6 protein-coding genes and 1 pseudogene are annotated in these 5,958 nt (G+C 65.6%); 4 read left to right on the forward strand and 3 right to left on the reverse strand.

Annotation, left to right across the window (positions count from 1 at the left end):
* Nucleotides 1-335: pseudogene (locus RHBS_RS22950) on the reverse strand (hypothetical protein); the annotation flags it as partial.
* 279 nt (nt 336-614) lie between these two features.
* Here RHBS_RS22950 and RHBS_RS22955 point away from each other — a divergent pair.
* A complete protein-coding gene (locus RHBS_RS22955) occupies nt 615-1,832 on the forward strand; it encodes a mannosyltransferase (RefSeq protein ID WP_259468288.1) in 1,218 nt (405 codons plus the stop codon).
* Nucleotide 1,833: 1 nt separating this feature from the next.
* Here the strand turns inward: RHBS_RS22955 and RHBS_RS22960 are convergent, their stop codons facing one another.
* A complete protein-coding gene (locus RHBS_RS22960; protein WP_121873296.1) occupies nt 1,834-2,118 on the reverse strand; it encodes a 4a-hydroxytetrahydrobiopterin dehydratase in 285 nt (94 codons plus the stop codon).
* 14 nt (nt 2,119-2,132) lie between these two features.
* Here RHBS_RS22960 and RHBS_RS22965 point away from each other — a divergent pair, with 14 nt between their 5' ends.
* Nucleotides 2,133-2,546 (forward strand): (deoxy)nucleoside triphosphate pyrophosphohydrolase, encoded by a 414-nt coding sequence (locus RHBS_RS22965; protein ID WP_121873295.1) that lies wholly within the window; start codon nt 2,133-2,135, stop codon nt 2,544-2,546.
* On the opposite strand, the gene RHBS_RS29230 is transcribed toward RHBS_RS22965, so the two are convergent.
* Nucleotides 2,524-2,700 carry a hypothetical protein gene (locus RHBS_RS29230; RefSeq protein ID WP_094612381.1) on the reverse strand — a complete coding sequence of 59 codons (177 nt, stop codon included), beginning with the start codon at nt 2,698-2,700 and terminating at the stop codon, nt 2,524-2,526. The two genes, RHBS_RS22965 and RHBS_RS29230, sit on opposite strands and share 23 nt — an antisense overlap.
* A gap of 175 nt (nt 2,701-2,875) precedes the next feature.
* On the opposite strand from RHBS_RS29230, the gene typA reads away from it, so the two are divergent.
* Nucleotides 2,876-4,813, forward strand: a complete 1,938-nt coding sequence (typA, locus tag RHBS_RS22970; protein ID WP_121873294.1) for a translational GTPase TypA — start codon at nt 2,876-2,878, stop codon at nt 4,811-4,813.
* 106 nt (nt 4,814-4,919) lie between these two features.
* Nucleotides 4,920-5,958: ABC transporter substrate-binding protein (locus RHBS_RS22975; protein ID WP_237669593.1), on the forward strand; the 1,039-nt coding region annotated here is incomplete at its 3' end.

A 5,958-nucleotide genomic window follows, 5' to 3' on the forward strand; every position in this document is an offset into this window, starting at 1 on the left:
GTCTCGAGCAGCGCACGGGCCTGACCGAGCAGGTCGGCGGCCGGAGCGGCTCCCACGTCGGCAGGTCCGGCTGCGGCACCGAGAATGGCCGGTGCGAACGAGGCGAGTGCTTCCACTTCGGCCAGGTTGGGCATGGGCTCACCGGGGGCGGGAAGGAACTGAGCGATCAGAGCAGCGGGATCGGCCGGCGCTGCGGGCAGATCTGCCGGTGCCATCGGCACCAATGGCTGTGCGGATGCGCTGGTCGGCACGACTAGTGCGGCGGCTGCGGCTACGGCAAAGGCTGTAACTACGCGACGCGTTCCGCGGGTACGAAGCACGGTGATATTCCCCATTCTGATCATGACGCGGGCCCACGGCGACAGCCGGTGCTCGAGGGGTCACTCTATGTAGCGCAATCCCCGATGTACAGCTGTTGTCGAACGAGCCCTCCCCCGTCGCATCTATGCCAGGGCAGTCTATTGGTCACACGCTGCGAATTCTCCGCAGAGGCACACGATAACCTGTTACTGAAGTTGTCAGTGTGAAAGGTGATGCAAATGTTACTCGGGTGCATCCGCGGTTGGGACGCGTGAACCGAGCCCTATAGGCTCGACGACCGATACACCGCATCGATACCGAACGGAACCGCACGCACAGTGAACCGACTTGTTCGGCTGGCCCCCGTTCTGCTCGCGGTCTCGGTGATCAGCCGATTCGTCTGGGCCTTCGCGACGCCCAACGGAATGAACCTCGTGGACCTACACGTCTACGTCGACGGCTCCGCGGCACTGCTCGGCGGCAATCTGTACGACTACACGTATTCGGTACAGACCCCGGACTTCCCACTCCCGTTCACGTACCCGCCGTTCGCCGCGCTCGTGTTCTTCCCGCTGCACTATCTGCCGTTCACCTTGGTCGGCGTCCTGTGGCAGGCCGCGACCATGCTCGCGCTGTTCGCCGTGGTGAGGCTGACGCTGTCGATGGTGCTCGGCGACGAGCGCGCCGCCGAGCCGCGCTGGGTGCGCATCGCAATGCTGTGGACCGCGCTGGGGCTGTGGTCCGAACCCGTGCGGACGACACTGGACTACGGCCAGGTCAACGTGTTCCTGGTGCTGGTGGCGATTCTCGCGGTACGCAGCAGCAGGTGGTGGGTGGCTGGAGGGCTGGTCGGCTTCGCTGCCGGAATCAAGCTGACCCCGGCCATCACCGGTCTCTACTTCCTGGCGACTCGGCGGTGGAAGGCCGCGGCGTTCTCGGCAGTGGCCTTCGCCCTCACCGTCGCGGTCAGCTACGCGGCGCTCGGACATCAGGCGGCCACGTACTTCACCACACTGCTCGGCGATGCCGAACGCATCGGCCCCGTCGGCTCGGTCTGGAATCAGTCTCTGCGAGGAGCGCTCAGCCGGATCGCGGGAGAGGACGTCGGGCAGGGCCCGGTGTGGATCGTCGCCGCCGTCGTCGCGACAGGGCTTGCGCTCGCGGCATGGCGTGCGATCGGACGCGAAGATCATCTGGGCACGCTGGTGATCGTGCAGCTCTTCGGCCTGCTGATCTCGCCGATCTCCTGGTCGCACCACTGGATCTGGGTGATCCCGATGGTGATCTGGCTGATGCACGGGCCGCTGCGCGACGTCGCCGGGGCAAAGATTGTCGCGGGCTACTGGTTGGTGACGGTGACCGTGGGGGTGCCGTGGCTGCTCAGTTTCTTCCAGGAATCGATCTGGACCATCCCCCGTCCGGGACTCGAGGCGTGGGCCGGTGCGGTCGACGTGATCGGCTCTGCTCTGTTCCTCGGCTGGGTCGTGTATGCGGGGCGGGCCAGGAGTGGGGCCCGCGGAACGACCGTGTGAGTCAGCGTGAAGCGATCAGCGCGTCGATCCGACGCGCCAGATCCACATCCTTCTGCGTGAGTCCGCCGGCACTGTGGGTCGAGAGGGCGAACGTCAACGTCCGCCATCTGATGTCGATGTCGGGGTGATGGTCCGCCTCTTCCGCGGCGTCGGCCACCCGGTTCACCGCCTCGATCGCTGCGGGAAACGACGCCAGTTCGACGGTGCGAGTCAGGGATTTGCCGACCACGGTCCATGCGGTGAGCCGGGCGTCCTCGATGTCGCGGTCGGTCAGCAGTTCGGTCATAGAAAGATGGTGGCATGTCCGGTACCCCCACCGCTGTGGTTGTCGCAGCCGCGTTGACGCACGACGGCAGGCTGCTGCTCGCGCAACGGACCCGTCCGCCCGAGCTGGCGGGTCTCTGGGAACTGCCCGGCGGCAAGGTCGAGCCGGGAGAGTCCGAGGACGCCGCGCTGGCGCGCGAGCTGCGCGAGGAATTGGGAGTCGAGTGCTCGATCGGAGCGGCGCTCACCGGAGACGTCGATCTTGCGGGCGGCCTGGTGCTGCGCGCTTACCGAGCCGCGCTGATGTCGGGAATGCCTGCAGCGCTGGAACATTCGGCCCTGAGGTGGGTGGACGCCGCGACGCTGCCGACGATGGATCTGGTCGACGCGGATCGGCTCTGGTTGCCCGAACTTCAGCAGATTCTGCTCACTTCGCCCGGGCGGTCTTGAGGCCCTTCTTCAGGTCCTTCTTGGTTGCGCCTGCCGATTCGAGTTTCTTCATTCGCATGATGACCACGGGGCATTTGATGCACCGAACCTTCTTGCGACAGCATTTTTTCTTGGGCTTCATCCCCGAGACATCTACGGCCTTTATCTTGCCCATGAGCACCAAGACTAATGGGTGGCGCAGGTCACAGACCTGAGGGTGGCGCGGCGCACCGTCGGACTACGGGTAAACTCGATCAGTCGCGAGAACCTCGCGGTGCAGCGCGCTTCTCTAGCGACATAAGCCCGCTAGCGAACAAGAGCCCGCATTCGACTCCAGGAGAATTTTTCGCGTGAGCGCCCCAAGCAGTGCAGACAACATCGACAGCACCACCACTTTTCGCAACGTAGCCATCGTTGCACACGTCGACCATGGCAAGACCACCCTGGTCGACGCCATGCTCCGGCAGTCAGGCGCGTTCGAGGAACGTGCCGAAGCGATCGACCGCGTCATGGACTCGGGTGACCTCGAAAAAGAAAAAGGCATCACGATCCTGGCCAAGAACACGGCCGTTCACAAGCGCAATGCCGACGGCACCATCACCGTCATCAACGTGATCGACACCCCCGGCCACGCCGACTTCGGCGGAGAGGTCGAGCGCGGCCTGTCCATGGTCGACGGCGTCGTCCTTCTCGTCGACGCTTCCGAGGGCCCGCTTCCGCAGACCCGCTTCGTGCTGCGCAAGGCGCTCGCCGCCTCCCTGCCGGTGATCCTGGTCGTGAACAAGACCGACCGTCCCGACGCGCGTATCGAAGAGGTCGTCTCGGAGAGCCACGATTTGCTCCTCGACCTGGCGTCCGACCTCGACGACGAAGCGTCCGAGGCAGCCGAGCTCGCCCTCGACCTTCCTGTTCTCTACGCCTCCGGCCGTGAGGGCAAGGCGTCGCGCGTTCAGCCCGAGAACGGCAACGCGCCCGACGCCGAGAACCTCGACGAGCTGTTCGAGGTGCTGCTCAACTACGTCCCCGCGCCCAAGGGCAACGTCGACGCACCGCTGCAGGCGCACGTCACCAACCTCGACGCGTCGGCCTTCCTCGGCCGCCTCGCCCTGGTGCGTATCCACAACGGCCAGCTCTCCAAGGGCCAGACCGTGAGCTGGATGCGAGAGGTCGACGGCGAGCCCGTCGTCCAGAAGGCCAAGATCACCGAGCTGCTCAACACCATCGGCGTCGAGCGCGTCCCCGGTGAGCGCGGCGTCGCAGGCGACATCGTCGCCGTCGCGGGCTTCCCCGACATCATGATCGGTGACACCCTCGCCGATCTGGAGAACCCGGTCGCACTGCCCCGTATCACGGTCGACCAGCCGGCCATCTCGGTCACCATCGGCACCAACACGAGCCCGCTCGTCGGACGCGTCAGCGGCCACAAGCTCACCTCGCGCATGGTCAAGAGCCGCCTGGACCAGGAGCTCATCGGTAACGTCTCGCTCAAGGTCCTCGACATCGGTCGCCCCGATGCCTGGGAGGTCCAGGGTCGTGGCGAGCTGGCGCTGGCCATCCTCGTCGAGCAGATGCGTCGCGAAGGCTTCGAGCTCACCGTCGGCAAGCCGCAGGTGGTCACCCAGCAGGTCGACGGCAAGCTGCACGAGCCCTTCGAAGAGCTCATGGTCGACACACCGGAGGAGTACCTCGGTGCGGTCACTCAGCTGCTCGCCGCTCGCAAGGGCAAGATGGTGCAGATGACGAACCACGGCGCAGGCTGGGTTCGCATGGAATTCATCGTTCCTTCGCGTGGCCTGATCGGCTTCCGCACCGAGTTCCTCACGGACACGCGTGGCACCGGTATCGCCAACGCCGTCTTCCACGGTTACGCACCGTGGGCCGGTGAGATCCGCGCGCGCCACACCGGTTCGCTTGTTTCGGACCGTCACGGCACCGTCACCCCGTTCGCGATGATCCAGCTGGCCGATCGCGGCACGTTCTTCGTCGAGCCGGGCGCAGACACCTACGAGGGCATGGTCGTGGGCATCAACCCGCGTCAGGAAGACCTCGACATCAACGTCACCCGCGAGAAGAAGCTGACCAACATGCGTCAGTCCTCCGCAGACGTCATGGAGACCCTGGCCAAGCCCAAGAAGCTCGACCTGGAAATGGCCATGGAGTTCTGTGCAGGCGACGAGTGCGTCGAGGTGACCCCCGAGGTCGTCCGCGTCCGCAAGGTGCACCTCGATTCCAACGAGCGCGCCCGCGAGCGTTCGCGCAGCAAGACTCGCGACAAGGCTGCTCTGTAAGACTCACTTCGTGCGGCAGAAGCGACGTGTCACCCTCGTGGGGCGCGTCGCTTCTGTCGCAGAAGGTAGCCGACTACGAAGGAGATCCTCGTTGCGCAAGGTGCTGATGCCGACGGTTCTGGTTTCTGCCATCGCTCTGGTACTCACCGCGTGCACTGCGGATCCGCCGCCCCCGATCGAGAGTGTCGAGACTCCGGTCAGCACGACGATGGTTCCCGCCGAGACCGGTGATCCGGTCGTCGTCGCCATCGACGACGTCGGTATCGGCTTCAATCCACATCTTCTGGCGGATCAGTCGCCCGCGACGGCCGCGGTGAGTTCACTGGTTCTGCCCAGCCCGTTCCGCCCGGTCCGGAACCCCGACACCGGGGTGACCACGTGGGAGCCGGACCTGTCGTTGCTGCTCTCGGCCGAGGTGACGTCGCAATCGCCGTTCACCATCCGCTACCAGCTGCGCAACGAGGCGCAGTGGTCCGACAGCGCTCCGATCGCCGCCGAGGACTTCCGCTACCTGTGGCAGCAGATGATCACCCAGCCCGGTGTCGTCGATCCGGCGGGGTACGGGCTCATCAGCGACGTCGCGTCCTCGGGCGGTGGCAAGACGGTCGACGTGACGCTCTCGTCGCCGTATCCGGCCTGGCAGCGACTGTTCGCCGATTTGGTGCCCTCGCACCTGCTCAAGGACTCACCCGGCGGTTTCCAGGGAGGCCTGACGGACAACGTGCCGGTCTCGGGCTCCCGGTTCAACATCAAGACCGTCGACCGGGGTCGGGACGAGATTCTGCTCGAACGCAACGACCGATTCTGGGACCGACCCGCATCACCCGACCAGATCCTCATCCGCCGCGGGGGCACCTCCGCTCAGCTGGCCGATTCGCTGCGGTCCAGTGACGCGCAGATCGCCCAGGTTCGCGGGGGGTCGGCTCTGCGGGCCCAGCTCTCCGCAATTCCCGGCGTGCGAACCGACACCATCAGACAATCACGCGTGTTGTCGATGACGATCAACGGGCGAGCTGCGAACATGTCCGATTCTGCTGTGCGGCAAGGGATATTCGGGCTGCTCGATCCGAACTTGCTGGCCACGGTCGGAGCAGGCGGCGGCGCGACGGATCGCCGGGCGGCAGCGCAGCTGTCCTCGCCGTCCG

Origin of the sequence: Rhodococcus sp. BS-15 (assembly GCF_000813105.1) — a bacterium.
In the GTDB taxonomy this organism is placed as follows: Bacteria; Actinomycetota; Actinomycetes; order Mycobacteriales; family Mycobacteriaceae; genus Rhodococcoides.

Excerpts from the sequence above, each read along its gene's own strand:
- RHBS_RS22960 (WP_121873296.1), bottom strand. The coding sequence starts at position 2,118 with ATGACCGAACTGCTGACCGACCGCGACATCGAGGACGCCCGGCTCACC.
- RHBS_RS22965 (WP_121873295.1), top strand. The coding sequence starts at position 2,133 with ATGTCCGGTACCCCCACCGCTGTGGTTGTCGCAGCCGCGTTGACGCAC.
- RHBS_RS29230 (WP_094612381.1), bottom strand. The coding sequence starts at position 2,700 with ATGGGCAAGATAAAGGCCGTAGATGTCTCGGGGATGAAGCCCAAGAAA.